The 24834-nt window shown below is 71.7% G+C and carries 23 protein-coding genes and 1 pseudogene; 13 read left to right on the top strand and 11 right to left on the bottom strand.

Features of this window, described 5'->3' with window-relative positions; genetic code table 11:
• Positions 1–7 precede the first annotated feature (7 nt).
• The gene (gene der, locus ACVW19_RS06400; RefSeq protein ID WP_457457392.1) at positions 8–1486 is read left to right on the top strand and encodes a ribosome biogenesis GTPase Der; all 1479 of its coding nucleotides are present in this window, start codon (positions 8–10) and stop codon (positions 1484–1486) included.
• Positions 1487–1572: 86 nt separating this feature from the next.
• Here the strand turns inward: der and ACVW19_RS06395 are convergent, their stop codons facing one another.
• Positions 1573–2010, bottom strand: coding sequence for a hypothetical protein (locus tag ACVW19_RS06395; RefSeq protein ID WP_457457390.1), 438 nt, complete (start codon positions 2008–2010; stop codon positions 1573–1575).
• Between the two features lie 128 nt (positions 2011–2138).
• Positions 2139–2972, bottom strand: a complete 834-nt coding sequence (locus tag ACVW19_RS06390) for a hypothetical protein (protein WP_457457389.1) — start codon at positions 2970–2972, stop codon at positions 2139–2141.
• 439 nt (positions 2973–3411) lie between these two features.
• Between ACVW19_RS06390 and ACVW19_RS06385 the strand changes: the two genes are divergently transcribed.
• Complete coding sequence (locus ACVW19_RS06385) at positions 3412–4056, top strand: LysM peptidoglycan-binding domain-containing protein (RefSeq protein ID WP_457457387.1); 645 nt, start codon at positions 3412–3414, stop codon at positions 4054–4056.
• Here the strand turns inward: ACVW19_RS06385 and ACVW19_RS06380 are convergent.
• A complete protein-coding gene (locus ACVW19_RS06380) occupies positions 4028–4846 on the bottom strand; it encodes an ATP-binding cassette domain-containing protein (protein ID WP_457457386.1) in 819 nt (272 codons plus the stop codon). The genes ACVW19_RS06385 and ACVW19_RS06380 overlap by 29 nt on opposite strands.
• Between ACVW19_RS06380 and ACVW19_RS06375 the strand changes: the two are divergent.
• Both ACVW19_RS06375 and ACVW19_RS06370 read left to right on the top strand, forming a co-directional pair.
• Positions 4834–6143: pseudogene (locus ACVW19_RS06375) on the top strand (ABC transporter substrate-binding protein). The gene ACVW19_RS06380 and the pseudogene ACVW19_RS06375 sit on opposite strands and share 13 nt — an antisense overlap.
• Positions 6144–6497: 354 nt before the next feature.
• Positions 6498–6713, top strand: coding sequence for an I78 family peptidase inhibitor (locus ACVW19_RS06370; RefSeq protein WP_457457385.1), 216 nt, complete (start codon positions 6498–6500; stop codon positions 6711–6713).
• A gap of 24 nt (positions 6714–6737) precedes the next feature.
• On the opposite strand, the gene ACVW19_RS06365 is transcribed toward ACVW19_RS06370, so the two are convergent.
• Positions 6738–7760, bottom strand: coding sequence for a phosphatase PAP2 family protein (locus tag ACVW19_RS06365; RefSeq protein WP_457457383.1), 1023 nt, complete (start codon positions 7758–7760; stop codon positions 6738–6740).
• A gap of 248 nt (positions 7761–8008) precedes the next feature.
• Positions 8009–9301 carry a mannosyltransferase family protein gene (locus ACVW19_RS06360; protein WP_457457382.1) on the bottom strand — a complete coding sequence of 431 codons (1293 nt, stop codon included), beginning with the start codon at positions 9299–9301 and terminating at the stop codon, positions 8009–8011.
• Between the two features lie 358 nt (positions 9302–9659).
• Between ACVW19_RS06360 and ACVW19_RS06355 the strand changes: the two genes are divergently transcribed.
• Both ACVW19_RS06355 and ACVW19_RS06350 read left to right on the top strand, forming a co-directional pair.
• Entirely contained in the window at positions 9660–11360 is a 1701-nt protein-coding gene (locus ACVW19_RS06355; protein ID WP_457457380.1) for an MFS transporter, read from the top strand.
• Positions 11361–11497: 137 nt separating this feature from the next.
• The gene (locus ACVW19_RS06350; protein WP_457457379.1) at positions 11498–12697 is read left to right on the top strand and encodes an acyl-CoA dehydrogenase family protein; all 1200 of its coding nucleotides are present in this window, start codon (positions 11498–11500) and stop codon (positions 12695–12697) included.
• Between the two features lie 35 nt (positions 12698–12732).
• Here ACVW19_RS06350 and ACVW19_RS06345 read toward each other — a convergent pair whose 3' ends face one another.
• Positions 12733–13170, bottom strand: a complete 438-nt coding sequence (locus tag ACVW19_RS06345; protein ID WP_457457377.1) for a cell division protein SepF — start codon at positions 13168–13170, stop codon at positions 12733–12735.
• Positions 13171–13460: 290 nt separating this feature from the next.
• Between ACVW19_RS06345 and ACVW19_RS06340 the strand changes: the two genes are divergently transcribed.
• The 5 genes from ACVW19_RS06340 to ACVW19_RS06320 all read left to right on the top strand — a co-directional run bounded on the left by ACVW19_RS06340 (position 13461) and on the right by ACVW19_RS06320 (position 19472).
• Entirely contained in the window at positions 13461–14621 is a 1161-nt protein-coding gene (locus ACVW19_RS06340) for a DUF5685 family protein (RefSeq protein ID WP_457457375.1), read from the top strand.
• A gap of 277 nt (positions 14622–14898) precedes the next feature.
• Complete coding sequence (locus tag ACVW19_RS06335; RefSeq protein ID WP_457457373.1) at positions 14899–15804, top strand: S1 family peptidase; 906 nt, start codon at positions 14899–14901, stop codon at positions 15802–15804.
• Between the two features lie 260 nt (positions 15805–16064).
• A complete protein-coding gene (locus ACVW19_RS06330) occupies positions 16065–16922 on the top strand; it encodes a slipin family protein (protein ID WP_457464462.1) in 858 nt (285 codons plus the stop codon).
• A gap of 266 nt (positions 16923–17188) precedes the next feature.
• Positions 17189–18271, top strand: a complete 1083-nt coding sequence (locus tag ACVW19_RS06325) for a S1 family peptidase (protein ID WP_457457371.1) — start codon at positions 17189–17191, stop codon at positions 18269–18271.
• Positions 18272–18611: 340 nt separating this feature from the next.
• Positions 18612–19472 (top strand): esterase/lipase family protein, encoded by an 861-nt coding sequence (locus ACVW19_RS06320; protein ID WP_457457370.1) that lies wholly within the window; start codon positions 18612–18614, stop codon positions 19470–19472.
• A gap of 114 nt (positions 19473–19586) precedes the next feature.
• Here the strand turns inward: ACVW19_RS06320 and ACVW19_RS06315 are convergent, their stop codons facing one another.
• Complete coding sequence (locus tag ACVW19_RS06315; RefSeq protein WP_457457368.1) at positions 19587–20648, bottom strand: lytic polysaccharide monooxygenase auxiliary activity family 9 protein; 1062 nt, start codon at positions 20646–20648, stop codon at positions 19587–19589.
• A gap of 199 nt (positions 20649–20847) precedes the next feature.
• Positions 20848–20982: a hypothetical protein gene (locus tag ACVW19_RS06310; RefSeq protein ID WP_457457367.1), complete on the bottom strand. Its 135-nt coding sequence runs from the start codon at positions 20980–20982 to the stop codon at positions 20848–20850.
• Between the two features lie 137 nt (positions 20983–21119).
• Here ACVW19_RS06310 and ACVW19_RS06305 point away from each other — a divergent pair, with 137 nt between their 5' ends.
• Entirely contained in the window at positions 21120–21737 is a 618-nt protein-coding gene (locus ACVW19_RS06305) for a class I SAM-dependent methyltransferase (RefSeq protein ID WP_457457365.1), read from the top strand.
• Between the two features lie 24 nt (positions 21738–21761).
• Here the strand turns inward: ACVW19_RS06305 and ACVW19_RS06300 are convergent, their stop codons facing one another.
• Together ACVW19_RS06300 and ACVW19_RS06295 are read right to left on the bottom strand one after the other, a co-directional pair.
• The gene (locus tag ACVW19_RS06300) at positions 21762–22262 is read right to left on the bottom strand and encodes a DUF402 domain-containing protein (protein WP_457457364.1); all 501 of its coding nucleotides are present in this window, start codon (positions 22260–22262) and stop codon (positions 21762–21764) included.
• Positions 22243–23172, bottom strand: a complete 930-nt coding sequence (locus ACVW19_RS06295) for a GNAT family N-acetyltransferase (protein WP_457457362.1) — start codon at positions 23170–23172, stop codon at positions 22243–22245. The genes ACVW19_RS06300 and ACVW19_RS06295 overlap by 20 nt, the downstream gene beginning before the upstream one ends.
• 71 nt (positions 23173–23243) lie before the next feature.
• Here ACVW19_RS06295 and ACVW19_RS06290 point away from each other — a divergent pair, with 71 nt between their 5' ends.
• A complete protein-coding gene (locus tag ACVW19_RS06290) occupies positions 23244–23612 on the top strand; it encodes a GntR family transcriptional regulator (protein WP_457457360.1) in 369 nt (122 codons plus the stop codon).
• Positions 23613–23647: 35 nt separating this feature from the next.
• On the opposite strand, the gene ACVW19_RS06285 is transcribed toward ACVW19_RS06290, so the two are convergent.
• The gene (locus ACVW19_RS06285) at positions 23648–24742 is read right to left on the bottom strand and encodes a DUF5925 domain-containing protein (RefSeq protein WP_457457358.1); all 1095 of its coding nucleotides are present in this window, start codon (positions 24740–24742) and stop codon (positions 23648–23650) included.
• Positions 24743–24834: the final 92 nt, after the last annotated feature.

Raw genomic sequence — 24834 nt, 5'->3', positions numbered from 1 at the left:
CGACTTCATGAACGACCACATCCAGCCCGACGGCTCGGCCGAGCACGAGCACGACCACGGGGCGCTCGGTGACGCCGAGTTCGCGGAGTTCATGGAGCTCGCCGCGGAGGAGGGCTTCGCCCTCGAGGACGTCGAGGGCGCCATCGAGGCCGCCGGACACGGTCCGCTGCCCGTGCTCGCCGTCGTCGGACGCCCCAATGTCGGCAAGTCGACCCTGGTGAACCGCATCATCGGCCGCCGCGAGGCCGTCGTCGAGGACAAGCCCGGCGTCACCCGCGACCGCGTCACCTACGAGGCCGAGTGGGCCGGCCGCCGCTTCAAGGTCGTCGACACCGGTGGCTGGGAGCAGGACGTCCTCGGTATCGACGCCTCCGTGGCGGCGCAGGCCGAGTACGCGATCGAGGCGGCCGACGCCGTGGTGTTCGTGGTGGACGCCAAGGTCGGCGCGACCGACACCGACGAGGCCGTCGTCCGGCTGCTGCGCAAGGCGGGCAAGCCGGTGGTCCTGTGCGCCAACAAGGTGGACGGCCCGAGCGGCGAGGCCGACGCCTCCTATCTGTGGTCCCTGGGCCTGGGCGAGCCGCACCCCGTCTCGGCCCTGCACGGCCGCGGCACCGGCGACATGCTGGACCAGGTCCTGGAGGCGCTGCCTCAGGCACCCGCGCAGACCTTCGGCACGGTGGTCGGCGGCCCCCGCCGGGTCGCCCTGATCGGCCGCCCGAACGTCGGCAAGTCCTCGCTGCTGAACAAGGTGGCCGGTGAGGAGCGCGTCGTCGTCAACGAGATCGCCGGCACCACCCGTGACCCGGTCGACGAGCTGATCCAGCTGGGTGGGAAGACCTGGAAGTTCGTCGACACCGCGGGCATCCGCAAGCGCGTCCACCTGCAGCAGGGCGCCGACTACTACGCCTCGCTGCGCACCGCCGCCGCCGTGGAGAAGGCCGAGGTGGCCGTCGTCCTCCTCGACGCCGCCGACTCCATCTCGGTACAGGACCAGCGCATCGTCACCATGGCCGTAGAGGCGGGGCGGGCGCTCGTCCTGGCCTTCAACAAGTGGGACACCCTCGACGAGGAGCGCCGCTACTACCTGGAGCGGGAGATCGAGACCGAGCTCGGCCAGGTGACGTGGGCGCCGCGGGTGAACGTGTCGGCCCGCACCGGACGCCACATGGAGAAGCTGGTCCCGGCGATCGAGACGGCCCTGGCGGGCTGGGAGACCCGTGTCCCGACGGGCAGGCTGAACGCCTTCCTCGGCGAGCTGGTCGCCTCCCACCCGCACCCCGTGCGGGGTGGCAAGCAGCCGCGCATCCTGTTCGGCACGCAGGCCGGCACCAAGCCGCCGCGGTTCGTCCTGTTCGCCTCCGGCTTCATCGAGGCGGGTTACCGGCGGTTCATCGAGCGCCGGCTGCGCGAGGAGTTCGACTTCGAGGGCACGCCGATCCACATCTCGGTGCGGGTGCGCGAAAAGCGCGGCCAGAAGAAGTGACCCGACGGCACACAGGATGAAGGGGGCGGTCCCGAACGGGACCGCCCCCTTCACCCTGCCTCGTCTGCGGGCTCGGTGGCCCTCGGTCAGGACTCCCGGCGCGGGGCCGGGGGCAGTGCCGCCGGCACGTGGTGCATCCCGATGGCGTGCCGGCCGACCGCTGTGACCTGTTGCCACTGCGGCTGCTGCCCGGCGGTCTGACGGGCGCTGCTCGCCCCCGCGCTGTAGGAGCCGTACGATCCGCCGCCGAGGGAACCGCCGAAGGTCCCCGAACCGTGGCCGACGGACGAGTCCGTACCGGCGGAGGGGCTCGTTCTGTGCGGGATGCTTCCGAAGGCGGTGAAGCCCAGTTTCTCCTCGCCGCTGCGGTCGCCCGGCAGTGAGCGGAAGGACTTCACGTACTCGGCGTAGAGCGCGTCGTAGATCGGCGTGGCCGAAGGGCCGCTCGTGGAGCCCTGAGCCGACCGCACCGGGGCGGGGACCAACGGGAAGGTCTGGCGGCGGGGAGCGTCGTATGCGTGCACATATCTCCAAACGACCCCGCCCGGTAAGGGATGCGGCCCACGTGGGGTTTTCGCCGGTCACCGGCCGGACGGCCGTCGTCGGACGGCCGACCCCCTTCGCCCGTCCGACGGCCGACGCTCTTCGCCGGTCAGAGGCCGGCGAGCGGCAGTGCCGCCGCGACCAGCCTTCCGTTCGCCGCCGCCCGGTCCAGGGCGTCGCGCAGCAGGTCCTCGCGCGGCTGACGGCCGATCGAGCCGACCGGGGCCGCGAACAGCAGCACCTGCTGGTGCTTGTTGGCGGCCGTTCGCCAGCCCTCGGTGACCTGGAGCGGCTGGTGCGCCTGCCACCAGGCCACCGGCTGTCCGCCGTTCGGATTCGGCTGGAGCACCGCGTGCAACTGGCCCACGGCCAGCAGTACCGACCAGCCGTGCAGCACGGGCGGTGTGGTGGACAGCTCGGTCACGGGGATGAAGCCCTGTTCGGCGAGCAGCGGCAGGAAGTCGTCGCCGGACGCGAGCGAACCAGGCCGCGCGACCGGCGCGGTCGGCTCGACGACCAGGGCCGGGTGCAGCTCCCCGGCGATCAGGACCAGTCCGCTGGTCACGCCGAGCACGGCCTGCTCCGGTACGACCTGCTCCGGTGCGGTGTGCCCCGGTGCGACGTGTGCGGCCCGCATGGCGGGTGCGGCCTGTGCGGGCGCGGCGTCGTTTCCGCCGATGGACCGCACGGCTCCCTGGAGCTGCTCCTCGGTGACCTGGACGACCTGCGAGGGCAGGCAGGTGGAGTGGGCGAAGGCGAGGACGGCGGTCTCGTCCCCGATGAACAGGACTGTGCTGGTGCGCTCCTGCTCCGGGTCGCCCGGGGTGCGGCAGGAGGTGCAGTCGTAGCCGCCCGGGGCGGAATCTCCGGCGAGCAGGCGGTCGGCTTCTTCGTCGCCGATCTCGGCGCGTACCTCGTCGCTGACGTCGAGCATGCGCGGCACGGGTGGCTCCCTCGGGATGCGGTGCGTGGCGAGGCCGGGGGCTCCCGGCCCGTGGTCCGGGTGGGTCCCCGGCTCATACAGAAGACAACGGGCGATCTGCGGGGGGAGTCACGCCCTGGAGCGAACGGAATCGAACCATCTGGCGCACACGGTCACTTCCGGCGCGGAATCGGACACTCGTCGTCAACTGCCTGCGACATCAATGGTGTTACCCGGATGAAGTGGCTCACGAGGCATCCGGCGTGTCGGTCGGTAAATCAGGAAATAGGGGAATAAAGTGGGTGTCCGGAAACTGACGCTACTTAGGGTAAAGGTGAACTGGCCTGGGAGGACGGGGAGTTGCTTGATCCTGCCGGTTCGGGCGTTGACGCACGGCGTCCCATGACGTGGTGGCGGCGCTCCGCCTTGGGGGACCCCGAGTCCTTGGAGAGGGAACTACATGTTCGAATGTGCCGGCAACACCCGCGGCAACATCCACGACGACGCCCGGAAGGTTCAGAGGCCCCGTACGGCGGCGGTTCTGGCCGGCGCGGCACTGCTCGCGCCCCTCGGGCTGCTGGCCGGGACCGGCAACGCCGCGGCGGCGGACAGCGGAGTGTGGGACCGCATCGCGCAGTGCGAGAGTGGCGGCAACTGGCACATGAACACCGGCAACGGCCACTACGGCGGGCTGCAGTTCACCGCCTCCACCTGGCGCGCCTTCGGCGGCACGGCCTATGCGCCGACCGCCGACCGGGCCACCAAGTCCCAGCAGATCGCTGTCGCCACCAAGGTCCAGCAGACCCAGGGGTGGGGCGCCTGGCCCACCTGCTCGGTACGCGCCGGGGCGTCCGGGAGCGCACCCGCTGTCGACCCGGAGCCCGCGCAGAAGGACCCGGCGAAGCCGGCGAAGGCACCGGAACAGTCGTCGGGCGACGCGAAGCAGGACTCGTCCGGCGGCTACTACACCGTCCGCAAGGGCGACACACTGAGCGGGATCGCCGCCCGGCACGGAACCACCTGGCAGCGGCTGTACGCCGCCAACAAGGAGGTCATCGGCGGCGATCCCGACGTGATCATGCCCGGACAGCGTCTCGCGCTCTGAACCGTTCCGGGTGGACCAGGGCCCCAGGTGAGGCCCGGTCCACCCGAGGTGAGGCCCCGTCCGGGCGGCCGCCGGTCCTCGGCCGCCCGGACGGGGCCTCCGGTGTCAGGTCCGGCGGCCGGATTCCCCCCGCCTCCCCGGCGAACACCACCGCACCCCGGTGCAGTTCGTAGACGAAGGCGGGCCGGTCGCGCAGCGCGGACGGGAGCCGCTGTTCGGCGATCACCACGCACGCGTGGAGCGCGGCCGCGGCCGGCAGTCCGTACGTGCGGGCCGCGACCGCCGGCGACATGCCCTGAGCGGGCTCGTCGACGAGCACCACGCGCGCGTGGGCCGACAACGCCCGTGCGAGGGCCGGCATGCGCTGCTCACCGCCGGAAAGGGTGCCCGCGCGGCGCTCCAGCAGCGGCCGCAGCTCCGGATAGGCGTCGAGGGCCGCCGGGTCGAGGGCCGTCGCGCCGCGGACCGCGAAGTCGCCGGAGGAGCCGACCCCGGCGCGCGCGGGAGCGGCGAGCACGAGGTTCTCGCGCACGGTGAGGGAGTCGAACACCGCCTGCCGCTCCGGCACCAGGCGCATCCCGCGCCGGGCCCGAGCATGGGCCGGTACGCCCGTCACGTCGGCGCCGTCCCACACCACCGCCCCGCCGTACAGCGGCACCGTACCGGCCAGCGCGCGCAGGACGGTCGTACGGCCGGAGCCGTTGCGGCCCAGCAGCACGGTCAGGCCCGGGCCGGGGGCCACCAAGACCCTGTGCGCGCTGGTGCAACAGAGTGGCAATGGCTCGGCCACGGCCGTCCCGGGGTGCTGAGGCAGTCGCCGCAGTCCTGCTGCTCGCCCTGACCGCGGCCTGCGGCAGCCGCCTGCCGGAGAGCGACTTCGAGCACGACGGCCGCCCGCCCGCGCCCACCCGGGCCACCACCGAGCCGATCCGCGTCGGCATCATCACCAGCGCCACCAGCCCGGTCGGCGGCAGCGCCTTCACCGGCCCGCGCGACGGTGCCAAGGCCTACTTCGACCGCCTCGACGCGCGGGGCGGCATCGACGGCCGCCGGGTCGAAGTGCGTCTGTGCGACGACGGCGGCAGCGGTGTCGGCAACAACGAGTGCGTGCACAGGCTGATCGACGAGGACCACGTCGTCGCCCTGGTGGCGACCACCGCCCTGGACTACGCGGGTGCCTCCCGCGTCTCCCACGCGCGCGTGCCCGACATCGGCGGGCAGCCCATCGGCGCGGCCCACGACACCTACCCGCACCTGTACGGCATCCACGGCGGCACGGCGCCCCGGAACGGCACACCCGGCTGGAACGGGCTGCTGTACGGGGCACCGAGGTCTACCGCTACTTCAAGCGCGAGTACGGTGCCCGCACGGCCGCCGTCGTCTCCTACAACCAGTCCGCGTCCGCCGCCTACGCCAGGCTCGTCGAGCGGGGGCTGAGGACCGAGGGCTACAAGGTGGTCACCGAGGAGGTCGACTTCGCCCTGCCCGACTTCCGCGCGGTGGCCGCCGACCTGAAACAGCAGGGCGCCGACCTCGTCTTCGACTCCATCGACAGCCACGGCAACGCACGCCTCTGCCAGGCGATGGACGAGGCCGGCGCCCGGGTCACCGCCAAGGTCACCAACGTGCGGAACTGGACGTCCACCGTCGCCGAGGACTACAAGGACGCCCCGCACTGCCGCAACGCCCTGTGGGCCACCGGCTCCAGCCGCAACTTCGACGACACCGGCCACAAGGCGGTACGGGAGTTCCGGGCCGCCACCGAGGGCCTGAAGACACACTCCCAGTGGCAGTCGGAGGGGTGGGCCGCCGCGCGCTGGTTCACCGACGCGGCGAGGTCCTGTGCGCGCACGGGCGCCCGCACGGGCGTCACGCGCGCGTGCGTCGACGACTTCGTGAACCGCGCCCACGGCTACACCGCGGGCGGGCTGCTGCTTCCCGTCACGTTCGCCCGCTCGCCCGAACCGCCGGGGGCCGGCAGGACCTGTCTGTCGGTGGCCCGCTGGCGGGACGGCGAGGGCTGGATCTCCCAGGGCGACATGAACCGCACCTGCTTCGACGTACCGCACCTGGCCTACAAGCCCTGAGGCATCGGCCGCGGTCCCGGTTCCCGCGCCGGGACCGCGAAGACGGCGGGCCGTGTGAGGGAAACGCGAACATTCTGTGCGGTAACGCCTTCACGGGCATGCGGACGGCGAAATGCATGAGGCCCCGGACGTTTCTTCCGGGGCCCGCTGCCGGATTTATTCGTGCCCCGGCGCGACGCTCGGGAATTGTCCACGACTTCCTCCGGAAGAGACGCCGAATCACCCATTCGTGTGATGGTCGCGGACATAAACGCCTGTCGTGATCCTGTGACAGAAGTGTGACCCTCGGGGGATCTCGGAGCGTGTTCCCGGCCGGGCCTTCCCCGTCCGCCGGGCAGGGCATAGCGTGACCGTATGGCACCCATTCCGACACCCTCCGCGGAACCCGACGACAGCCCGGACGCCTATGTGGGCCTGCCCGCGGACCGCGCCGAGCAGCTCGCGCGCGAGCGCGGCTGGTCGACGGTGCGGGCGCTGCCGCCGGGGGCGATCATCACCATGGAGTACCTCGTGGGACGGCTGAACTTCGAGGTGAGGGACGGCAGCGTGGCGCGGTCCTGGAAGGGCTGAGACACGGCGGCGCCCCGGGATCCGTCAGGAGCGGGCCGACGGCGCGTTGCCGCGCGGTTGGCGTTCCCCGTGCGACGGGCGGCGGCTGCCCGTCGGGGTGACCGGACTGCGCTCCGCCCGGCCCGTGTGCGGGCCGGGCGCCAGGTAGACGGGTGACCGGGTGGTGGAACGGGACGCGGAGACCGGCTCGGGGGCCGCGGTGTCCTCGCGGTCGGCGAGCGGCTTGAGCACGACCGGCGCTGCGGCGGGCAGGGGGGCGGCGGGCGCCGTACGGCCCTGACGTGTGTACCGGCGCTCGCGCCGGCGGTCGCGCCAGACGAAGATCCGGTCCTCGGCACGGGCGATCATCGGCTCGAACCAGGGCAGCGCCAGCAGGATCAGCAGGCCGGCCACCCAGCCGAGCAGTACGTCGCTCAGCCAGTGGGTGCCGATGTAGACGGTGGACAGACCGACACCGAGCGAGGTCACCGCGGACAGGGCGGACAGCCAGCGCCGGGCTCTCGGAGTGGAGGCCAGATAGGCCAGGATTCCCCAGGTCACCACGGCGTTGGCGGTGTGGCCGCTGGGAAATATACTGCCGCCGAGCCACATCTCGCTGGATCCGATCTCGGTGGCGTAGTGCGGTCCGAGGCGCCCCATGCCGTACTTCGCGGCACCGACGGTGATGTTGAGCAGCAGCAGGGAGACCCCTAGCGCGAGCAGCGGACGCAGCGTGTGCTGCCGCCAGGAGCGCCAGCCCAGCCAGGCGGCGACCATCACCGCGGTCGGGCCGCGCTGGCCGAGCACCACGTAGTAGTCGACGAAGGCGTGGAGCTGTGCCCACTGCTCGTAGGGGCGGAAGAACATCACCCGCCAGTCCAGCCGGACCAGCCAGGACGTGATGACGACGGCCCACACGATCGCCACGTAGAAGGCCAGGGCGGAGCCGAAGAGCACCGTCCGGTGCCGGCTCATTCGGGGCATGTCGATGTGAGCCGGTCGTTCCGGCTCACGATCCAGCCTCGCGAACACCCGGTCCAGACGGGTGGGCTTACGTTCGGTACGCACCCAATCGACGTTACAGGGAGTGAACGCGCAGCCCCGCCGAATCAGCGGCTTTGTGATGACGATGTGATGTGGGATTACTCTCAGGGTGACCTTTATTCTTGGTGAATCGATAATCCCCGGACATCGTCTCCCTCAATTCTTTTGATCATTCGATGGCGAAGATTTATCGCGCTTTTGGAATTCGTTCACCAGGGGATGGCGCGGAATTTCCCCGGTGCTCACCGCCGGCGGGCGGGGCGGGGGCGGGCTCAGGGCGGACCGGAACCGTTCAGCCAGAAGGCTCCGTACATCGCCGAGGCCACCGCGACGGACGCCACCACCAGCGCCGACCTGGGCGTACGCAGCCGGGCCAGGCCCTGCGCGAGGGGCAGCAGCAACGGGAAGGCAGGCATGAGCAGACGTGGCTTCGAACCGAAGTAGCTCGACGCGCACAGGGCGAGGGCGGTGACGACACCGGCGTACACCAGCAGCGGGAGCGGCTGGCGCTGCCGTACGCAGATCACGTACAGCCGCACCAGCAGACCGACTCCGAGGACCAGTCCGAGCCCCGCCAGGGCCGACGGAAACGACGTGAACTTCTCGAGGGTGAACCGGGCGAAGGCATAACCCCCGTCGAACCCGTTCCGCCATCCGGCCTGCACATCGAGATACCCGAACGGCCCCTTCCCGGTCCGGTGGCCGACCCACAGAACGTAACCGGCGGCGCCGAGCGGAGCGAGGAACATGCCGAGCGCCCGGCGGACGCGGACGCCGGGGGCGCCCGGCGGCACGTGCGCGCCCTCGGGTGCGGGAACACGCCGGGTGTCTTCGTGCGGTGCGGCGCGTTCCCCGGAGCGCGCGCCGCCCACCGCTGCCGCACCCCGGCTTCCCCCGAACGAGCGGAAGCCGGCGGGGAAGCGGCGGCTGTGCGCGAGAGAGGCGAGGCCCGCCACCCAGACCGCCGCGGCCACCGCCAGCCCCACCGGGCGGGTCAGGCCGGCCAGACACGCCAGCCCCCCGGCCGTCACCCAGCGCCCGGTCAGCACCGCGTACAACGACCACGCGGCGAGTGCCGTGAACAGGGACTCGCTGTACGCCATCGACTGGACGACACCGACCGGCAGCACCGCCCAGAGCAGCACCGCGCACACCCCGACCCGCGGCCCGTGCACGTGGTCCGCCACCGCGAAGATCCCCCAGGCGGCGGCGAGCGAGGCCAGCACGGCGACGACGAAGCCCCCGTCGGCGTACGACAGCGGGGACACCGCCGCCAGCAGCCGCTCCAGCCAGGGGAGCAGGGGGAAGAAGGCCAGGTTCGAGTGCACGTCCCCGTTCGGGAGGCGCACCTCGTAGCCGTACCCCAGCTCGGCGATCCTCGTGTACCAGAGCGCGTCCCAGCGGGCCGTCAGCAGGGTGTACGCGCTCTTGCCGCGCGCCTCGCTCCACAGAGCCAGGGTGACCAGGCCCAGGGCGCGCACGGCCGCGTACCCGAGGAGCGCCGGCGCGGCCCGGCGCAGCACACCGGGGCGGGACGGCAGGGCACGCGTCTCGAGATCGGTCACGGGCCCGATTATCGACCGGACGCGTGGCGGGGCGGCCCGCCACGCGTCCGGTCCTCCCTGCCGGGCTGCCCACCCGGACGGGCGGCCCGGCAGGGCGTACGGGCCACGGGGACGACCGGAAGGTACCGGAGGCGGCCCGAAAGGAACCCGAAAGAAAGTGGTGTACGCCACACGTTTCTGCCGAATCTGTGAGAGGCCCGCCACTCGATACCGCCGTTCCCTCGCGTACGCTGACGTGTCACTCGCCGTTCGTTGCGCAGGCCGGAGGCCACACCGCTCCTCTCCGGTCGAGTCGCGGGGGGAGTCCCCCCACCCCGCGGGCCCGCCGAGCGCGAGGGAACATCTGGGAGGTCTGTGCATGTCCGGGACGACCACGGCCGCCGCGCTGCGCCGTAGGGCGGCCGGGGCCGGTGCCAACCGCTGGGTGGTACTCGTCGTCCTCTGCGCCAGTCTGCTGCTCGTCGCCGTCGACGCGACCGTGCTGCACGTGGCGGTCCCCGCCGTCACGGAGGACCTCAGGCCCGGCGGGATGGAACTGCTCTGGATCGTCGACTCCTACCCGTTGGTCTGCGCCTCACTGCTGATCCTGTTCGGCACCCTGGGCGACCGGGTCGGACGCAGACGCGTACTCCTGCTCGGCTACGCCCTGTTCGGCGTCGCCTCCGGCATCGCGGCCCTCGCGGACAACGCGCAGGTGCTGATCGCGGCGCGGGCGCTGCTGGGCGTCGGCGGCGCGATGATCATGCCCGCGACGCTGTCGATCCTGCGGCAGGTCTTTCCGGACCGGCGCGAGCGGGCGCTCGCCATCGGCATCTGGAGCGCGGTCGCCGCGGTCGGTGCGGCGGTCGGACCCCTGCTCGGCGGGTTCCTGCTGGAGCACTTCTGGTGGGGTTCGGTCTTCCTCATCAACATTCCGCTGATGCTGGTCAGCCTCCCGGTGGGGCGGATCCTGCTGCCGGAGTCGAAGGGCGACGGCAGCGGCCCCTGGGACGTGGCGGGCGCGCTGATGGCCGCCGCCGGGCTGTTCGCGGTGGTCCTGGGCGTGAAGCGGCTCGGCGGCGGCGAATCCGCCGCCGGCGGCGGTGTGTGGACCGCCCTGGCGCTGGTCGCGGGCGCCGCCCTGCTGGCCGCCTTCGTCCGCCGGCAGCGGCGACGCGCGCATCCACTGGTCGACCTGCGGATGTTCGCCCGGCCGGCGTTCAGTACGTCGGTGGGCTGCATCGTGCTGGCGATGCTCGCCCTGGTGGGCCTGGAACTGATCGCCGCGCAGTACCTCCAGCTCGTCCTGGGACTGTCCCCGCTGGAGACCGGACTGCGCCTGCTGCCGCTGACGTTCGCGGCGATGGCGGCGGGGCTGGCGGGTGCGCGGCTGCTGCGCCGGTTCGGGCCGCGCCGCATGGTCTGCTTCGGCTTCTGTCTGACGGCCGCCGCGGTGCTGCTGCTGACCGCGATGGGCGAGCAGGACAACCGCACCCTGCTGCTGAGCGGATTCGTCCTGCTCGGCTTCGGCCTGGAGACCACCCTGTTCGGGGCGTACGAGTCGATGCTGAGCGAAGCGCCCCCGGAACAGGCGGGCGGGGCCGCCGCCATAGGCGAGACCTCGTACCAGCTGGGCGCCGGCATCGGGATCGCGCTCCTCGGCAGTGTCATGAACGCCGCCTACGCGCCCGGCCTCACCGGCGTCCCCGGGGTACCCGCGTCGGCGTCCACGGCGGCGGGACACTCGCTGGGGGAGGCCCACGAGGTCGCCACCCGACTGGGCGGGCCCGCCGGATCCGCCCTGCTGGACGCGGCACGCCACGCCTTCGTGCACGGGCTGCATGTGACCCTGCTGGTCAGCGCCGGCCTGCTGCTGCTCGGGGCCGCGATGGCGCTGCGGCTGCCGAGGGCGATGCACTGCGAGACGGCGACGGCCGAGGAGGCACCCGCGGACATGCCGGCCGAGGCCCCCGCGGACGTGTCCACGGATGTGCCCGCCGATGCACCCTCGGGCGAATCGGGCAAAGCCGCCGAGGTGCCCGCGCCGCGGGCGGCCGCAAACTCCCGTGTCTCGGTGTGAGGCACACCGCTGCCGGGCCGGGTGGACGTGCGCGACACCGCGTCGTAACGTCAGGTCGGTCCAAGCCGTGACTAGCAGCGCTAGTTGACAAGTGCGCCGGCCTGCTCCGCCCCGGTCAGATCCTCGGAGGGTGTCCCATGTCCGCGTCAGCGAAGTCAGCGAAGCTGCCCCCCTTCGACCCGGCCGACCCGCTCGGTCTCGACGACCTGCTGGAGCCGGAGGACCTGGCGGTCCGGGACACCGTGCGCGCCTGGGCGGGAGACCGGGTGCTGCCCCACGTCGCCGACTGGTACGAGAAGGGCGAACTGCCCGGCATCCGGGAACTGGCCCGGGAGCTCGGCGGGATCGGCGCGCTCGGCATGCCCCTTCGCGGCTACGGCTGTGCGGGCGCCTCGGCCGTGCAGTACGGGCTCGCCTGCCTGGAACTGGAGGCCGCCGACTCCGGCATCCGGTCCCTGGTCTCCGTACAGGGCTCGCTCGCCATGTACGCGATCCACCGGTTCGGCAGCGAGGAGCAGAAGCAGCGGTGGCTGCCGAAGATGGCCGCTGGTGAGGTCATCGGATGCTTCGGGCTCACCGAACCCGACCACGGCTCCGACCCCGCGGCCATGCGGACGTACGCCAAGCGCGACGGCGGGGACTGGGTCCTGAACGGTCGCAAGATGTGGATCACCAACGGATCCGTGGCCGGTGTCGCCGTGGTGTGGGCGCAGACCGACGACGGGATCCGGGGGTTCGTGGTGCCCACCGACAGCGCCGGGTTCTCGGCGCCGGAGATCAAGCACAAGTGGTCGCTGCGCGCCTCCGTCACCAGCGAGCTGGTCCTCGACGACGTACGGCTGCCCGCCGACGCCGTACTGCCCGAGGTGACCGGGCTGCGCGGACCGCTCAGCTGCCTGACGCACGCCCGGTACGGGATCGTCTGGGGCGCGATGGGCGCGGCGCGCGCCTGCTTCGAGGCCGCCGTCGACTACGCGAAGTCGCGGGAGCAGTTCGGGCGGCCCATCGGCGGGTTCCAGCTGACGCAGGCCAAACTCGCCGACATGGCGGTCGAACTGCACAAGGGGATACTGCTCGCCCACCATCTCGGGCGGCGCATGGACGCCGGCCGCCTGCGTCCCGAGCAGGTCAGCTTCGGCAAGTTGAACAACGTCCGCGAGGCCATCGACATCTGCCGCACGGCCCGCACCATCCTCGGCGCCAACGGGATCTCGCTCGAATACCCCGTGATGCGGCATGCGACGAACCTCGAATCGGTGCTCACCTACGAGGGCACCGTGGAGATGCACCAGCTGGTGCTGGGCAAGGCGCTCACCGGAATCGACGCGTTCCGGTAGGCCCGGTGGGGGCAGGGCCGACGAGCGGCCCTGCCTCAGCTCTGGTTGTAGAAGCCGTCCGACCGGTGTACCGCGGGCTCTCCGCTGACGACCTCGGTGTCGGCCGGGCTGAGCAGGAACACACGGTTGGACACGCGCTCGATGGAACCGCGCAGACCGAAGATCAGCCCGGCGGCGAAGTCGACGACGCGCTTGGCGTCACCGGCGTCCATGGCGGTGAGGTTGATGATGACGGGGACCCCGTCCCGGAACAGCTCGCCGATGGCGCGGGCGTCCCGGAAGCTGTCCGGGGTGACCGTGCCGATGCGGCGGCCCCTCTCCTCGGCGACGTCCGTGGCCACCTTGACCCGCGGATCGGTGACCCAGGCGTCCCCCGGCTCGGTCCCGTCGGAGTAGTCGTCGTCGTAGTAACGCTCGTCTTCGTTGTCGTCGACGAGGCCAAGCCAGGCACTTGCCTTGCGTACCGATCCCATGGACGCCTCCTCTCACAGCGGTCCTTCTTGCTTTCCGCATCCCTATGGTCGTCCATGATGCGGATGGCGCGCCAAGTGATGGGACGCCGCGCGGGGGGTTTGTGACGGTACTGGTGCACGGAGAATCCGTCGAGAGCCCAAGCCCCCCAAGGGCCTTGGCGTAAGCGGATGCTGACTGTGAGTGAAATATGATTCTTCTCGGCGTATGGGTGATGAACGGCGCGTACGGGTGAACGCGACAGTCGATACGATGCCGCCGCTCCACTTCGCGGCACCCACGGGGGAACGTCATGTTCGGAATGGTCAGGCCCTGCCGGCATCGGCTCGGTGAACGACTCACGACTCAGTGGACGGCGCATCTGTGCGGACTGTGCCTGGCGTTGCGCGGGGACCACGGGCAGCTCGCACGCGTGGTCACCAACTACGACGGGCTGCTCGTCTCGGTCCTGACGGAGGCTCAGGCGATGCGCGCGGACGCCGGACGGCGCACGGCGGGGCCGTGTCCGCTGCGCGGCATGCGGACCGCCTCCGTCGCGCACGGTGAGGGCGCGCGACTCGCGGCGGCCGTCTCGCTGGTCCTGGCCTCCGCCAAGGTGCGCGACCATGTGGCCGACGGGGACGGGCTGCTGGCCCGCCGGCCGGTGGCGCTCGCCGCTCGCCGCGTCGCCGCGAGCTGGGACCGGGCCGGGGCGCGGACCGGTTCGGACGTCGGGTTCGACACGGCCGTCCTGGTCGACGCCGTCGACCGGCAGGCCGGCATCGAGGTCCTGGCCGGGCCGGGCACCCCGATCCTCACCGTCACCGAACCGACCGAGACCGCCACCGCGGCGGCCTTCGCGCACACCGCGGTGCTCGCCGGGCGCCCGCACAACGCCGGGCCGCTCGCCGAGGCCGGGCGTCTCTTCGGCCGGCTCGCCCATCTCCTGGACGCCGTGGAGGACCGGGAGGCCGACGCCGCGGCGGGCGCGTGGAACCCCCTCGCCGCCACCGGCACCCCCCTCACCGAGGCCCGCCGGCTCGCCGACGACGCCGTGCACGGCATCCGGCTCGCGCTGCGCGAGGTGGAGTTCGGCGACGGCACTCTGGCGCACCGGCTGCTCGTCCATGAACTGCCCAACTCCGTCCACCGTGCCTTCGACACCGTTTCTTGTGCCCACGGCTCCGGCCCCTACGCACCGCCCGGCACACCGGGCATGCCCGGAGGCCCGATGCCGCCCGATCCGCCGCGCCGCGACCGGCGCGGGCTGCTCGCCGGCTGCGCCGTGTGGCTGGGGCTGGCCTGTACGTGCCAGATGTGCTGCGGCACTTACGAGGACCCCTGGAGCCGGGAGCGCAAGGACACGGTCTGCTCCCGGTACGACTGCGGCGGCTGCTGCGACTGCTGCAACTGCTGTGAGTGCTGCAGCTGCTGCGGCGAGGACGGCGGCTGCGACTGCGGCTGCGACTGCTGAACCGGCGTCCGCAAAGGTGTTCGGAGGAGATCCGCAGAAGCGGCCGGAAGGACCCGAAGGGGAACCGGAGAAGAATCGGAGGGGCGACTTCCGGTCATCTCCGGGCGGGTGACGGCCGAAAGGCACTCTTGCGCCGACCGGTCGTTCGGCCGAATACTCACCCCCAGCGCTTGTCAGGGGCACGGCATGTTCGGAATCCGGACGGCCGGTCCCCTGACTGCGCCTCACGGGCCCGAACCCCACGGGGCCCCCTACTTCCTTTGTGGAGGAACGAGAAGTGAGGATCAAGCGCACCACCCCCCGCAGCGGCATCTCGAGACGCACCCGGCTGATCGCCGTCTCCACCGGCCTCGTGGCCGCCGCCGCGATCGCGATCCCCAGCGCGAACGCGTCCGAAACACCCACCACCTTCAGCTCCGCCGAGCTCAAGAGCGTCAGCGGATCGGTGCTGGAGGCCGACATCCCGGGTACCGCCTGGGCCGTCGACAGCAAGACCAACCGGGTCGTCGTCACCGTCGACAGCACGGTGTCCCAGGCCGAGATCGCGCAGATCAAGCAGCAGGCCGGTGCCGACGCCGGCGCGCTGCAGATCAAGCGCACGCCCGGTACGTTCAGCAAGCTCATCCAGGGCGGCGACGCCATCTACGCGAGTAGCTGGCGCTGCTCCCTCGGCTTCAACGTCCGCAGCAGCAGCGGTGTCGAGTACTTCCTGACCGCCGGTCACTGCACCGACGGCGCGGGCACCTGGTACTCCAACTCCGCCCGCACCACGGCCATCGGCACGACCGCCGGCTCCAGCTTCCCGGGCAACGACTACGGCATCGTGCGCTACACCGGTTCCGTCAGCCGCCCCGGCACCGCGAACGGCGTCGACATCACCCGCGCGGCCACCCCGGCCGTGGGCACCACCGTCATCCGTGACGGCTCCACCACGGGGACGCACAGCGGCCGGGTCACCGCGCTCAACGCGACCGTGAACTACGGCGGCGGCGACATCGTCTCCGGTCTCATCCAGACCACGGTCTGCGCCGAGCCCGGCGACTCCGGCGGCTCGCTCTACGGCAGCGACGGCACCGCGTACGGTCTGACCTCCGGCGGCAGCGGCAACTGCACCTCCGGCGGCACGACCTTCTTCCAGCCGGTGACGGAGGCCCTGAGCGCCTACGGCGTCAGCGTCTACTAGGTCTGCCGGACCCGCTGGGTCGACGGACCAGCAGCGGGTCGCCCGTCCAGGAGGACGGACCGGGAGCCGGCCGGTACCACCGGCCCCCGCGGGTTTCACCGCAGCCGGCTGCATGACGAGCCCCCGCACGGCAATCGCCGTGCGGGGGCTCGCTCTTGTGGGGGCACGGAGTTACCGTCGAGGGACACACACCAGGACGCGCCGGGCGGCGCCGGTCGCGGGATCACCTGATGCGCCACTTCGGACCCTGGGGGGCCGTGATGGTCGAGGAACTGGTGACGGCGGGAGTGGCGCTGGCGTCCGCCGGAGCGGTCGGTCTGATGTCGGCGGCGCGGGTCGTCAAGCAGTACGAGCGCGGGGTGGTCCTCCGGCTCGGCAGGCTCCGCCCCCAGGTGCGGGGGCCGGGGCTCACCCTGGTCGTTCCGTTCGTGGACCGGCTGCACAAGGTCAATCTGCAGATCGTCACGATGCCGATCCCCGCACAGGAGGGCATCACCCGGGACAACGTCACCGTACGGGTGGACGCGGTCGTCTACTTCAAGGTCGTCAACGCCTCCGCCGCGCTCATCAACGTGGAGGACTACCGGTTCGCGGTCTCCCAGATGGCGCAGACCTCACTGCGCTCGATCATCGGCAAGAGCGACCTCGACGACCTGCTGTCCAACCGGGAGAAGCTCAACGAGGGCCTGGAGCTGATGATCGACAGCCCGGCGGTCGGCTGGGGCGTGCAGATCGACCGGGTCGAGATCAAGGACGTCTCGCTGCCCGAGACGATGAAGCGGTCCATGGCCCGGCAGGCGGAGGCCGACCGCGAGCGGCGGGCCCGGGTCATCAACGCCGACGCCGAACTCCAGGCGTCGAAGAAACTGGCCGAGGCCGCCCAGCAGATGGCGGACACCCCCTCCGCGCTGCAGCTGCGGCTGCTGCAGACCATCGTGGCGGTGTCCGCCGAGAAGAACTCCACGCTGGTGCTGCCCTTCCCGGTGGAGCTGCTGCGCTTCCTGGAACGGTCCGCCCAGCAGCCGGCCCAGGGCTCGGTGGAGCAACGTCAGTCCGCCCCGTCCCGCTCGAATGTGGACCAGGAGGGGTTGAATTCAAGCCAGGGCCAGACCCCCTGAATCCCCCTGCGGGTTACTCGCTCGTAGCGTTTGCGATGTGAACCGACCTGCGTGTCCATGACCTGTCAGGACATGGGGGGCGCACGGACGTTGCCGTACGCGCGTCCTGAAGTCGACCTTGTGTGCTCCCGGTGGGCATCGGAATAGTGGGCGGCGTTCAACCGGCAGGGGTGCGGCTTTTTGTGTGCCGCCCCCGTAGCCGTACGCCTTCCGGTCCGTGAGGTCCCCACAACCTCCCGGACCGTCCCCCCACAGGAGGACGTGAGTTGAAGCACCGACGCATACCCAAGCGGCGCGTTGCCATGACGGGTGCGGGCATCACCGCACTGGTCGCCGCGGGAATCACCTTCCAGACTGCGAACGCCAGCGAGACCCCGGAGGCTTCCACGCCCCGGACTCTCTCGATCGCGGCGGCCGGAAACCTCGCCTCGACGCTCGCCGAGGACCTCGGCGCCGACGCGGCGGGAACGTACTACGACGCGAAGAGCAAGAGCCTCGTGGTGAACGTGCTCGACGAGGCCGCCGCCGAGACCGTCGAGGCGGCCGGCGCCAAGGCGAGAGTCGTGGCGAACTCCCTCGCGGAGCTGAAGAACGCGCACACCACCCTCAAGCAGGACGCGACCATCCCGGGCACCTCCTGGGTGACCGACCCGACCACCAACAAGGTCGTCGTCACCGCGGACCGCACGGTCTCCGAGGCCGAGTGGGCCGCCCTGACGAAGGTCGTCGACGGGCTCGGGGCCAAGGCCGAACTCCAGCGCACCAAGGATGAGTTCAAGACCTTCGTCGCAGGCGGCGACGCCATCACCGGCAACGGCGGCCGCTGCTCGCTCGGTTTCAACGTGACCAAGGGCGGCGAGCCGTTCTTCCTCACCGCCGGGCACTGCACCGAGGGCATCTCCACGTGGTCGGACTCCTCCGGCAACGTGATCGGCGAGAACGAGGCGTCCAGCTTCCCGGGCGACGACTACGGCCTGGTCAAGTACACCGCCGACGTGGACCACCCGAGTGAGGTGAACCTCTACGACGGCTCCACACGGGCGATTTCCGGCGCCGCCGATGCCACCGTCGGCATGCAGGTCACCCGCAGCGGCTCCACGACCCAGGTGCACTCCGGTACGGTCACGGGCCTGGACGCCACCGTGAACTACGGCAACGGCGACATCGTCAACGGGCTGATCCAGACCGACGTCTGCGCCGAGCCGGGCGACAGCGGCGGCTCACTCTTCTCGGGCAGCAGCGCGGTGGGTCTGACCTCCGGCGGCAGCGGCAACTGCACCTCCGGCGGCACGACCTTCTTCCAGCCGGTGACGGAGGCCCTCTCGGCGACCGGCACCCAGATCGGCTGATCCACCCGCGGTACCCGTAGTACCTGCGGTACGCACACGGACGTCCCGTCCCTCCACGTGAGGGGCGGGACGTTTTCGTGTGCCCGCCCGGTGCGGGAAGCGCGGTTGCTGCGCGCAGGTCTGCTGCACATTGCACCCAACGGGCCTTTTCGTCCCGCTTGGTGACTCATTATCAGGTGGCGTCGCACGTCGTCGGCCGCCACGGGAAGTTTTTACTGACGCGTAACTTCCCTGTGTGGCTACTCACCCGTAACTTGACGAGTGAACAACATCCTCGTGATCCGGGTCACAGGGCGCAAGGCCGTCGCATTCTCCCCTCGACGCGCAAGGAGATCACTCGATGCTGCCCTGGAAGCGAGTGGCCAGACCGCTGGCCGCACTGCTGCTGGCCACCGCGGCCCTCACCGTCCCCACCACCGGCGCCCACGCCGCGGCTGCACCCAGCTCGGGCTGGAACGACTACACCTGCAAGCCGTCCGCCGCCCATCCCCGTCCCGTCGTCCTGGTCCACGGCACCTTCGGGAACTCCGTCGACAACTGGCTGGGCCTCGCGCCCTATCTGAAGCACCGCGGCTACTGCGTCTTCTCCCTCGACTACGGCCAGCTCGCCGGCGTCCCCCTCTTCCACGGCCTCGGCCCCATCGAGCGGTCCGCGGAACAGCTCGACGCCTTCGTCGACAAGGTGCTCGCCGCGACCGGCGCCACCAAGGCCGACCTCGTCGGGCACTCGCAGGGCGGCATGATGCCCCGCTACTACCTCAAGTTCCTCGGCGGAGCCGACGAGGTGAACGCCCTCGTCGGGATCGCGCCCAGCAATCACGGCACCACCCTCGGCGGCCTCACCAACCTGCTGCCCTACTTCCCGGGCGCCGGGGACCTGCTGAACGAGAACACCCCCGCACTCGCCCAGCAGATCGCCGGATCCGCCTTCCTCGCCAAGCTGAACGCGGGCGGCGACACCGTGCCCGGCGTCCGCTACACCGTCCTCGCCACCCGGTACGACGAGGTGGTCACCCCCTACCGCAGCCAGTACCTGAGCGGGCCGAACGTGCGCAACGTCCTGCTCCAGGACCTGTGCCCGCTCGACCTGTCCGAGCATCTGGCGATCGGGGTGCTCGACCGGATCGCCTTCCACGAAGTCGCCAACGCCCTCGACCCGGCCCACGCCCAACCCACCACCTGCGCTTCGGTGTTCAGCTGACACGTGTAGCCGGTGACACGTGCAGCCGGTGACACGTGCGGTCGGTGACACGCGTGCCGGGGGCCTGTCCGGCCTGAGCCGCCGGACAGGCCCCCGGGTACGGGCGGAGTCGGGTCAGCGGCCGTTCCGTCCGCTCGCCGCACGCCGCCGGTTGGAGGCGAACAGCGCCGCCGAACCGAGCGCCAGCGCCGCGGCTCCGCCGACCATCAGGTACGGGGTGTTCCCGTCGCCCCCGGTCTCCGCGAGGTTCTCCGAAGCACCGGCCGCCTTGGGCTGGTTGGGGGTGGTCCCGGTGGTGTCGTCGGCCGTCGCGTCGGAGCCGTCGTCCGCGGTGTCACCGGAGGCGTCGTCGGCCGCCGGGGTCGGCTGCGCCGTGGTGTGCGGGTCGTCGTCCCCGTGCCCGTGGTTCTCGATGGTCGACTTCTCGGCACCGTCCTCGACCTGCTTCTCGGAGGGCGCGGAGGCGACCGGCGCCGGGGCGGCCGCGCTCTTGGGAGTGTCGCCGCCGGACTCGGCACCGCTTCCAGCGGTGCTCCCGTTCGCCCCGCCGAACGTGACGTCCGAGCAGGAGTAGAACGCCTCCGGGCTGTCCGAACGCTGCCACACCGCGTACAGCAGCTGCTTGCCGGAGCGCTCGGGGAGGGTGCCGGTGAACGTGTAGAAACCGCCGGAGGCGGCCGGGTCGGTGGACGTCGCCACCGGGTTCGCCAGATCCAGGTCGCCCCAGCCCAGCGGCTTGGACGGGTCGTAGCCGGGCTTGGTGATGTACACCTCGAAGGTGCCCTTGTGCGGGGCGGTCACCCGGTACTTGAAGGTGTACGAGCCGCTGCTCACCGAAGTGGTCGGCCAGTCGTCGCGGACCAGGTCGAGCCCCTTGAACGCCTCGTTGTTCGCACTGCACAGCTTGCCGTCGGGGATGAGCTCCTCGTGGCGTCCGCCCGCGTCGCCGATGCGTATGCCGTTCCAGTCGTAGAGCGCCTGGGTGCCGCCGGCCGCGACCGCCGCCCGGCACGCCGCCGACTTCGGGCTCTCCGGACCCTCGGCGAAGCACTGCGCGACCCTGCTGACCGGGTCGCCCATCGAACCGTGCGCGGCCGCCGGTGCGGCGGACAGGCCGGTCAGGGCGAGCGGGACGATACCGACGGCGGCGACAGCGGCCCTGCGGCGTGCGGTCATGGGGCAGCAACTCCTCGGAACGATCACTGGACTTGGGGGAATCCCGTGGGGGGACGGGTCAGAAACTAGCCCCAAGGAACAGTGAGATCGCCTGGCAGAGGCTGTGCGAGGAGATCCTTATGGCCGCGTTAAGGAAGCGCTCAGGCTGAGATCAGGTAGAAGCGCGAGCGGCGTGACGGACGCCGCCGACCGCACAGGCTCAGCCGTCCGGCCACCAGGTGCGGGCGATGTCCTCGCGGATCTCCGGGCGTGTGGCCGCGGGCTCGTCGGTCTTCTCGCGGATCCGGCGGGCTTCCGTCTTCTTCGGGGGCTTCTGTGCGGTGACACGGCGCATGGCTGCCTCCTCCGGGGTCCACGGACACCGCGGTCTCGCAGAGGTGGACCTTTCGGGGGAGAGTTCCTCATCGATCCCGATCTGTCTGTGGCCCCGATCACGAATCGATTGTCAGTGGCAGCTGCCACTCTTGCCCCATGACCGACGACAGTGACGTCACGGGCACGGTGGGTGTCGACTGGGACCTGGCGGCCGCGGCCTTCGACGAGGAACCGGACCACGGGCTGCGCGATCCCCGGGTGCGCGAGGCCTGGGCCGGGCGGCTGCGTTCCTGGCTGCCCGCTCGGGCGAGCGATGTCCTCGACCTCGGCTGCGGCACCGGCAGCCTGTCCCTGCTCGCCGCCGAGCAGGGACACCGGGTGACCGGAGTCGACCGGTCCCCGGCCATGGTGACGCTCGCCCGGGAGAAGCTCGCCGGACGCGACGCGGTGTTCCTCCTCGGTGACGCCGCGGCGCCCCCGACGGGGGATCGGCGTTACGACGTCGTTCTCGTGCGGCATGTGCTGTGGACACTGCCCGATCCGGCCCGGGTGCTGCGGCACTGGCGGGAGCTGCTGCGTCCCGGCGGCCGGCTCGTGCTGGTGGAGGGAGTCTGGGGCACGGTGAGTCCGGCCGGCATACCGAAGGACCGGCTCACCTCGCTCCTCGCCCCGCTCGCCGGACAGGTGCGGGTCGAGGGGCTGTCGGACGAGACGGCGCTGTGGGGGAGGGAGGTGGGGGACGAGCGGTACGCGGTGGTCGCGATGCCGGAGTGAGACGGGCCCGGCCGACCCACCTCCTCACTTCAGGAGCGCGTCGAAGTCGCCCCCGCGGGCTCGGGCTTCCAGTTCGTCGAGGGCGGCGACGGCGGTGGCCGCCGCCCGGGGGTCCGTCTGCGGGAGGCCGCTCGCTGCGAACTCGTCCTCGTCGAGCCGTCGTACGTCCGTGCCGTCGGCGGAGCGCCACAGGTCCAGGTCGAGGTCCTCGACCACCAGCTCCGTACCGGTGAGCACGGCCGGGCGGGTGATGTCGCAGTAGTGGCCCTTGAGGGTGCCCCCGGCGGTGCGCACCTCCTTCACGGAGTACCACCGGTCGCGCCAGTAGTGCTCGGTGAAGACGTCACCGGGTTCGAAGCGGACGAAGCCGAAGTCGCGGGTGCCGTCGCCCGCCCAGGGGGCACGCACGGTGACGCGGGTGCCGTCGTCGGAGAGGAGGTCGGCGGGGTAGCGGATCTTGGTGCGGCCCGCCTTGACGAGGACGACCTCGACGTGTGAGGGGCTCTCAGACGAGTTCGCGGACATGGCGTACCTCCGTTGCGCAGATTTCGTAGCCGAACCACTTGTTGATCGCGATCATCGGTTCGTTCCCGGTGTCGTTGCCCGTGAAGGCCTCCGTGCACCCGGCGGCGCGGGCGCGGTGCAGGGAGGCGTTCTTGGCGAGTTTGGCCAGGCCCCGGCCGCGGTGGACGCGGGCGGTACCGGTCATGGCGGTGCTGTAGCGGCCGGCGCCGTCGGTGTAGGCCGCGGTGAAGGCGGCGGGGCTGCCGTCGACCACCGCGACCGTGGTCAGGGCGGGATCGAGCAGCGGGTGCCGCCAGGTCTCCTCGAGCCATGCCTCGTAGTCGGCGAACTCGGTGTCGATGTCGCTCGGTTCGTCCGACGAGGTCTCCGCGTCCAGGACGAACAGCGGGCGCGGGTCGTCGGCGAAGTCGGCGCCGGTGCGCAGTTCGACGCCGGGCGGCGGATCCTGGAGCGGCGGCAGGGTGCCGCCGGCCAGGTCCAGCCGCAGGAAGTACGCCGACCGGCTGGCCCGGTAGCCGCGCAGCTCGGCGAACGCGCGGTTGTCCGGGGCGTCCATGACCCAGGCGTAGACCTTGCGGGCGCCGAGGGCGGCCAGGCGCTCCTCGGCGGCGCGCAGCAGCAACGACCCGGCGCCGCGCCGGGCCCTGTCCGCCCGTACGTAGACGTTGGCGGAGCCCTGACCGGGCTCCGGACTGTCGTGGGCGAGGCTGAGCTGGACGGTGCCGATGATCTCCCCGTCCTCCTCGGCGACGAGCTGCCCGAAGTGGGCGTCGGGGTGGGAGCGCCGCAGATGGTGCAGCACGGACTCGGGGGTGGACAGCATGAACGGGATGGCGAGCCTGCGGACGTGGGAGAACCCCTCCACGTCGGCCCGGACTTCGGGGCGCAGGTCGCGCACGATGATGGCCATGGGGGCGCACGTTACGCAGGGACGCGCTGGTGCTGCCTCTCATTTTCCGCAGGGTGCGGGACAATCGGGCCGTGACCCTGAAGATCCATATCGACGACAGCGCGCCCCCGTACGAGCAGGTGCGGGCGCGGATCTCCGAGCAGGCACGGTCGGGAGCCCTGCCGGTGGGCTACCGGCTGCCGACGGTGCGGGGCCTGGCCGAGACGCTCGGCCTCGCCGCGAACACGGTGGCCAAGGCCTACCGTGCGCTGGAGGCGGACGGCGTGATCGAGACCCGCGGCCGCAACGGCACGTTCGTCGCCGCCGCGGGTTCCGCCGCGGAGCGGGAGACGGCGTCGGCGGCCCAGGCCTACGCGGAGCGGGTGCGGAGGCTCGGGCTGAGCGAGGAAGCGGCCCTGGCCGCCGCACGGGACGCGCTGCGGGCGGCCTACAGGGGGTAAGCCGCGGGCGGCCTACGGGAGGTAGCCGCGGACGGCTACAGGTACAGCCCTGCCTCCGCCCTCCCGCGCGGCTCCGGCAGTGCCGTCGGGGAGGTGCCCCGGCGCAGGGCGTACAGCTCGGCCAGGGTGGCGCCCTCGCGGCCGACGCCGTCCTCGTGGCCCAGCCAGTCCACCGCCTCCGTCCGGGTCAGCGGCCCCACCTCGATGCGGGCGAGGCAGCGGCCCGGACGGACGACGGCCGGATGGAGGCGCTCCAGGTCCTCGTTGGTGGTGACGCCGACCAGGACGTTGCGGCCCTGGCCGAGCAGGCCGTCGGTGAGGTTGAGCAGCCGGGACAGGGCCTGTCCCGCGGTGTGCTTGGCCTCGCCGCGGATCAGCTCGTCGCAGTCCTCCAGCAGCAGCAGCCGCCAGCGCCCCTTCCCCGCCGTGTCCTCCTCGCCGATGGCGATGTCCATCAGATAACCGACGTCGGAGAAGAGCCGCTCGGGGTCCAGGACGCAGTCCACCTGGCACCAGTCCCGCCAGGAACGGGCCAGTGTGCGCAGCGCGGACGTCTTGCCGGTGCCCGGCGGGCCGTGCAGCAGGAGCAGCCGGCCCGCGATGTCCTCGGGCGTGGTCTCCATCAGTCGGTCCATCGCGTGGGCCACCGGCGCGGTGTAGTTGGGCCGGATCTCGTCCCAGGTGCCCGCGGAGATCTGCCGTGTGGTGCGGTGCGGACCACGGCGCGGGGAGACGTACCAGAATCCCATGGGCACGTTCTCCGGCTGCGGTTCCGGTTCGTCCGCCGCGCCGTCCGTCGCCTCGTCCAGGATCTTCGCCGCGAGTTCGGCGGTGGTCGCGGTGACGGTGACGTCGGCGCCCCGGTTCCAGCGGGAGACCAGCAGAGTCCAGCCGTCGCCCTCGGCCAGGGTGGCGCTCCGGTCGTCGTCCCGGGCGACCCGCAGCACCTCGGCGCCGGTGGGCAGCAGGGTCGCGGCGGAGCGCACCCGGTCGATGGTGGCCGCGTGCGCGAACGGCTGCTCGCCCGTGGCGAAGCGGCCGAGGAACAGCGCGTCGACGACGTCGGACGGGGAGTCGCTGTCGTCGACGTTGAGCCGGATCGGCAGGGCGTCGCACGGGTCTGCAGGCATGCCGCCATGATCGGTCACCCGGGCGCCCCGCGCACCCGGTTTCCGTGGGCGCGCGGACCGCCCGGGCCGCCCGGGGCGGTGGCCGGCCCGGG

The organism is Streptomyces sp. TE5632, from assembly GCF_054061295.1.
The sequence above is the reverse complement of the archived record's forward strand: the minus strand, read 5'-3'. Positions and strand labels throughout refer to the sequence as shown.

Excerpts from the sequence above, each read along its gene's own strand:
- der (WP_457457392.1), top strand. The coding sequence starts at position 8 with ATGAACGACCACATCCAGCCCGACGGCTCGGCCGAGCACGAGCACGAC.
- ACVW19_RS06385 (WP_457457387.1), top strand. The coding sequence starts at position 3,412 with ATGTTCGAATGTGCCGGCAACACCCGCGGCAACATCCACGACGACGCC.
- ACVW19_RS06370 (WP_457457385.1), top strand. The coding sequence starts at position 6,498 with ATGGCACCCATTCCGACACCCTCCGCGGAACCCGACGACAGCCCGGAC.
- ACVW19_RS06355 (WP_457457380.1), top strand. The coding sequence starts at position 9,660 with ATGTCCGGGACGACCACGGCCGCCGCGCTGCGCCGTAGGGCGGCCGGG.
- ACVW19_RS06350 (WP_457457379.1), top strand. The coding sequence starts at position 11,498 with ATGTCCGCGTCAGCGAAGTCAGCGAAGCTGCCCCCCTTCGACCCGGCC.
- ACVW19_RS06345 (WP_457457377.1), bottom strand. The coding sequence starts at position 13,170 with ATGGGATCGGTACGCAAGGCAAGTGCCTGGCTTGGCCTCGTCGACGAC.
- ACVW19_RS06340 (WP_457457375.1), top strand. The coding sequence starts at position 13,461 with ATGTTCGGAATGGTCAGGCCCTGCCGGCATCGGCTCGGTGAACGACTC.
- ACVW19_RS06330 (WP_457464462.1), top strand. The coding sequence starts at position 16,065 with ATGGTCGAGGAACTGGTGACGGCGGGAGTGGCGCTGGCGTCCGCCGGA.
- ACVW19_RS06320 (WP_457457370.1), top strand. The coding sequence starts at position 18,612 with ATGCTGCCCTGGAAGCGAGTGGCCAGACCGCTGGCCGCACTGCTGCTG.
- ACVW19_RS06315 (WP_457457368.1), bottom strand. The coding sequence starts at position 20,648 with ATGACCGCACGCCGCAGGGCCGCTGTCGCCGCCGTCGGTATCGTCCCG.
- ACVW19_RS06310 (WP_457457367.1), bottom strand. The coding sequence starts at position 20,982 with ATGCGCCGTGTCACCGCACAGAAGCCCCCGAAGAAGACGGAAGCCCGC.
- ACVW19_RS06305 (WP_457457365.1), top strand. The coding sequence starts at position 21,120 with ATGACCGACGACAGTGACGTCACGGGCACGGTGGGTGTCGACTGGGAC.
- ACVW19_RS06300 (WP_457457364.1), bottom strand. The coding sequence starts at position 22,262 with ATGTCCGCGAACTCGTCTGAGAGCCCCTCACACGTCGAGGTCGTCCTC.
- ACVW19_RS06295 (WP_457457362.1), bottom strand. The coding sequence starts at position 23,172 with ATGGCCATCATCGTGCGCGACCTGCGCCCCGAAGTCCGGGCCGACGTG.
- ACVW19_RS06285 (WP_457457358.1), bottom strand. The coding sequence starts at position 24,742 with ATGCCTGCAGACCCGTGCGACGCCCTGCCGATCCGGCTCAACGTCGAC.